Here is a 3,185-nt window from a genome sequence, read left to right as displayed (position 1 = left end):
TCTCGAATGGCCCAGTTGTGGTTCGGTGTTCCGTAACCCGACGGGTGACCACGCGGCCCGCCTGATTGAAGCGGCCGGGTTAAAGGGAAAAGCCCGTGGGCAAGCCGAAGTCAGCAGCCAGCATGCCAATTTCATCATCAACCGGGGCGATGCCCAGGCCGCTGATATTGAGGCCCTGGTGGAAGACGTACAAACACAAGTGCAGCAACAGTTCGGCATCAGGCTGAAAGCCGAAATGCGCATTCTGGGGGAGGCGAAACATGGCTGAATCCATCCGCACAGCCGTACTTTACGGTGGTCCTTCCGGCGAACGCGAGGTGTCATTGCTGAGTGCTTCGGCAGTCCTCGACGCCCTGCGCAGCAGCGGCATGGAAGTGCTGGGCATTGATATTGAACCAGCGCGTCTGCAACAGCAGTTGCAGGACGAACGCATCCGTTTCGCCTTCAATGTCTGCCATGGCGCCATCGGCGAGGATGGCCTCCTCCAGGCCGTGCTCGAAACCCTCGCCATTCCATACACCGGGAGCGGCGTCTTGAGTTCGGCACTGGCCATGGACAAGTGGCGTTCCAAGCAGATCTGGAAAGCCGCCAGCCTCCCCGTAACGGAAGGGATTCTGATGCGGCGTCACGATCCGCGACCTGATCTCGCGGCAAATTTTACCTGGCCGCTTTATATCAAACCCAATCATGGTGGCTCCAGCCTCGGCGTCAGCCGGGTGAATGGGCCGGAAGAACTGGATAAAGCCATAACGGATGCTTTTGCTCTCGAAGATGAAATCCTCTGCGAAGCCGCTGTCATTGGTCATGAAGCCACAGTCGGAATTGTCGATGGTAAAGCCCTTCCACCCATTGTCATTGAAACCCCGCACGCCTTTTATGACTACGATGCCAAATATTTTGCCGAAGATACCCGTTATCTGCTGCCTTCGGGACTGGGTGCCGCCAAAGATGCCGAACTGCAGGCCATGGCTCTCCGCGCATTTGCCGAACTGGGTGGCAGAGACTGGGGCAGGGTCGATTTCATGATCAGTGCATCGGGAAAAATACATCTTCTGGAAATCAACAGTGTTCCCGGCATGACCAGCCACAGCCTCGTACCCATGGCCGCCAAAGCTGTGGGCATGGATTTCCCCGAATTATGCAAGACCATACTGCGTACGGCGCAGAGGAGAGTGAATCATGGTTAGTGTCATGCGTGATTATCGCCACGGACAACAGCCCCAACGGCCTGCAGCCACCCTGAAGGAAAAAACCAAAGCTCCCCGGACGGCACCCGTCAAGACCGCCGCCAAAGTCCATAAGCCCCTGCCCTGGAAACTTTATGGAAAGGTCCTTGCGGGTGGCCTGAGTATCAGCATTCTCGCCTGGGGAGGATGGTCCGGATGGCAATGGCTCCAGCAACCCTCCCTGATGCCCATCAATACCCTGACCATTACCGGCAGTTCTCCCAAAATTCCTCTGGCCGAAATCAACACGGTTCTCAAGCCCTATGCGGCACGTGGCTTTCTGTGGGCGAACCCCGAACAAATCCGCCATGCTCTGGATGCCCTGCCCTGGGTCGCCGATGCCGAGGTGCGGCGGGTCTGGCCCGACCGCCTGACGGTCAGTATCAAACCCTACACGCCGGTCGCCCGCTGGCTGGGTGGTGCCGGGCAAATGGTCGATGCCCAGGGAAAGGTATTCAGCGTTCCCCCGGCACAAGTACCCAATGGACTCCCCAATCTGGCCGGACCCGCCGATAGTGGCAGCCAACTCCTCGCGCAACTGGCGAAATTTAATTCCATTGTTGCCCCACTGGGCCTGAAGGTCGATTCCCTGCAGGAAGACCAAAGGGGTGGATGGCGCTGCATTCTCAATAATCAGGTCCGCCTGCTGCTGGGCAGCGAGGACGTGATACCCGCTTTAAAACGCTGGGTGGCCATTGCCCCCCAGGTCAAGGAATACCTGGTAGCCGGAGCCACAATGGATCTTCGCTATACCAATGGTTTTGCGGTCGCCATGCCCTCAGCGACCACCGTCAACAGTCAGTAACGGATCCTGGATCCGAAGGAGAGAAAGCAAATGAAACGTGGACATCAGGAACTCATCGTCGGCCTGGATATTGGTACTTCCAAAGTGGCTTGTATTGTTGCGCAGTCCAAAGGTGGTCGTGAAGCAGAAATCATCGGGGTTGGTCAGCATCCCTCCCGGGGCTTGAAAAAAGGCGTTGTCGTGGATATTGAATCCACGGTTCAGGCCATCACCCGTGCCGTGCAGGAAGCCGAGCTCATGGCCGGTGTGCAGATTCATGGCGCGGTGGTCGGCATTGCCGGCGGGCATATCCGCGGCTACAACAGCCACGGTATTGTCGCCATCAAAAACAAGGAAGTCAGCAATGATGATGTAGGTCGGGTCATGGATGCGGCGCGCGCCATCGTCATTCCCCAGGATCAGAACGTCATTCATATTCTGCCCCAGGAATTCATGATTGACAGCCAGGAAGGGGTTCGCGAACCGGTCGGCATGTCGGGAGTACGCCTGGAAGCCCGGGTACATATTGTTACGGGTGCTGTCAGTGCCGCCCAGAATATCGCCAAATGTGTGGAACGTTGCGGACTGCAAGTCCAGGATCTGGTCCTCGAACAGCTGGCCTCGGCAGACGCCGTGCTTACCCAGGACGAGAAAGAGCTGGGTGTTTGTCTGGTGGATATTGGTGGCGGGACTACCGATATCGCCATTTTCCGCGATGGGGCCGTCCGCCATACAGCTGTCATTCCCATCGCCGGAGATCAGGTGACCAATGACATTGCCCTGGGCCTTCGCACCCCACCCGTTGAAGCGGAGCAAATCAAGAAGCTATATGGTTGCGCCCTGGGTGATCTCATTCAGCAGGATGATGAAATCTCGGTCCCCAGCGTCGGCACCCGTCCGCCCCGCACCATTTCCCGGCGCATTCTCGGTGACATCATTGAGCCCCGCATCAAGGAATTGTTTGAACTCATCCAGGCAGAACTACGGCGCACCGGCTATGAAGATTTGATTGCCGCTGGCGTCGTCATTACCGGCGGTTCCAGCCGTCTGGAAGGCATTGCCGAACTGGCTGAAGAAATCCTTCACCTGCCGGTTCGCGTCGGTGAACCCATGCATTTGCCGGGGATGGAAAACGTGGTTCGGGTACCTGGACATGCCACGGGCGTAGGCCTGGT

3 protein-coding genes and 1 pseudogene are annotated in these 3,185 nt (G+C 57.6%); all 4 read left to right on the top strand.

From position 1 onward, the window contains the following. Positions 1–268: pseudogene (locus tag AC2VLY_RS03075) on the top strand (UDP-N-acetylmuramate dehydrogenase); the annotation flags it as partial. Further along, the gene (locus AC2VLY_RS03070; RefSeq protein WP_193649746.1) at positions 261–1,187 is read left to right on the top strand and encodes a D-alanine--D-alanine ligase; all 927 of its coding nucleotides are present in this window, start codon (positions 261–263) and stop codon (positions 1,185–1,187) included. The pseudogene AC2VLY_RS03075 and the gene AC2VLY_RS03070, both read left to right, overlap by 8 nt. Continuing rightward, positions 1,180–2,031: a cell division protein FtsQ/DivIB gene (locus AC2VLY_RS03065; protein WP_486921748.1), complete on the top strand. Its 852-nt coding sequence runs from the start codon at positions 1,180–1,182 to the stop codon at positions 2,029–2,031. The genes AC2VLY_RS03070 and AC2VLY_RS03065 overlap by 8 nt, the downstream gene beginning before the upstream one ends. 30 nt (positions 2,032–2,061) lie before the next feature. After that, on the top strand, positions 2,062–3,185 hold a 1,124-nt coding region (gene ftsA, locus AC2VLY_RS03060), incomplete at its 3' end, for a cell division protein FtsA (protein ID WP_486921747.1).

Source organism: Acidithiobacillus sp. TH-A36, from assembly GCF_057473445.1.
This window is presented reverse-complemented; position numbering and strand designations above follow the sequence as displayed.

Bases quoted from the DNA above. Each gene is read 5' to 3' on its own strand.
- AC2VLY_RS03070 (WP_193649746.1), top strand. From the start codon at position 261: ATGGCTGAATCCATCCGCACAGCCGTACTTTACGGTGGTCCTTCCGGC.
- AC2VLY_RS03065 (WP_486921748.1), top strand. From the start codon at position 1,180: ATGGTTAGTGTCATGCGTGATTATCGCCACGGACAACAGCCCCAACGG.